1 pseudogene is annotated in these 1,804 nt (G+C 78.1%); it reads right to left on the minus strand.

The window, feature by feature from the left end:
- Positions 1 to 1,773 (minus strand): annotated as a pseudogene (locus tag BST27_RS32895) (PE family protein); the annotation flags it as partial.
- Positions 1,774 to 1,804 lie beyond the last annotated feature (31 nt).

Genomic DNA, 1,804 nt, shown 5'->3' on the forward strand with positions numbered 1-1,804 from the left:
GACGTCGGTCACCCCGGCTTCACCGTGCGCGCCGGCCCCGCCGGCCCCACCGGCCCCGCCCAAGCCGCCGGCCCCACCGGAGCCGCCCGTGCCGAACCACGGCGATGCGGCCCCGCCGCGACCGCCGTTGCCGCCGGCGCCGCCGGCCCCACCTGCCTCGCCGTCGCCGCCGGACACCGTTGCGTCGGCACCCATGGATCCGGCTGCGCCGTTGCCGCCGGCCCCGCCGAAGCCGCCGTTGCCGTAGATGAGTCCGCCGTTGCCGCCGGCCCCGCCGTGACCGCCGTTGTCGCCGGGTTCGACGCCGGACCCGCCCGCGCCGCCGGCGCCGCCGAAGCCGATCACCCCGGCATTGCCGCCTTGGCCACCGTTGCCGCCGAACTCACCGTTGCCGCCGGCGCCACCCATGCCCAGGAAGCCCGAGTTGCCGCCGGCGCCACCGTCGGCACCGTTGCCGCCATTGCCGCCGCTGCCCAGGAAGAACCCGGAGTCGCCACCACGACCGCCGGCCCCGCCGGCCTCGCCCGTGCCACCCGCGCCGCCGTTGCCGATGAACCACGTGTGGCCGCCGGCGCCGCCGCCATTGCCGCGGCCGCCCGCGCCGCCCAGGCCGGCGAGCCAGCCGCCGGTACCGCCGTTGCCGCCGGTTCCGATGGCGCTGCCATTGCCACCCGCACCGCCGTTGCCGAACAAACCGGCATCGCCGCCGGCCCCGCCGCCGGCGGCGGCGCTGCCGCCATTGCCGGCGTTGCCGATCACGAAGCCGCCGTTGCCGCCACGACCGCCGGGCCCGCCGGTCCCGCCGTCGCCACCGGCCCCGCCGAAGCCGAACAACCCGGTGTCGCCGCCGCGACCACCGCCGCCTTCGCCGCTGCCGCCCCAGCCACCGATGCCGCCCAGCAGCCCGCCCTTACCGCCGTTGCCGCCGGCGCCGCTGCCCACACTGTTGCCGCCGTGACCGCCGTTGCCCACCAAACCGGCGTTGCCGCCGTGACCGCCGCCGTTGCCGGTGCCGCCGAAGCCGGGGCCGCCGTAGATCAGGCCGGCGTTGCCGCCATTGCCGCCAGGACCGCCGAGCCCGCCGTTGCCGCCGCTGCCGCCGAAGCCGATCAGCCAGGCGTTGCCGCCATGGCCGCCGCCGACGGCGCTGCTGCCGCCCGCACCGCCGTTGCCGGCCAGGAACCCTCCGACACCGCCGTTAGCGCCAGGTCCGGTTGTTCCGCCGTTGCCCCCGGCCCCGCCGTTGCCCAGCAACCAGGCGTTGCCACCGGCGCCGCCGCCGGCGTCGGCACTGCCGCCGTTGCCGCCAAAACCGCCCAGGAATCCAGCGTTGCCGCCGGCACCGCCGGGCCCGCCGGTGCCGCCGTTTCCGCCGAACCCGCCATTGCCGAACAGGTAACCGCCGTTGGTGCCGGCGCCGCCCCCGAGGGCGCCACTGCCGCCGCTGCCGCCGCTGCCGATGAGGTATCCGGCCTCGCCGCCGCGACCGCCGGCCCCGTTACCGCCGTTACCGCCGGCGCCGCCGTCCCCGAACAGCCAGGCCCTGCCGCCGGTCCCGCCGCCGCCGTCACCGCTACCGCCACCGCCGCCATTGCCGAACAGGTATCCGCCGTTGCCACCGGCATTGCCAACTCCACCGCCCGCACCGCCCGCGCCACCGGCTCCGCCGAAGCCGAACAGCCCCGTGCCGGCGCCCAATCCACCGATAGCGCCCGCTCCACCCGGGCCGCCCGCCCCGCCGTTGCCCAGAATCCAGCCGCCCCTGCCGCCAACATTGGTGCAGGCCCCTCACCCGCGAAGATCC

The sequence above is a fragment of the Mycobacterium intermedium genome, assembly GCF_002086275.1.
Taxonomy (GTDB): Bacteria; Actinomycetota; Actinomycetes; order Mycobacteriales; family Mycobacteriaceae; genus Mycobacterium; species Mycobacterium intermedium.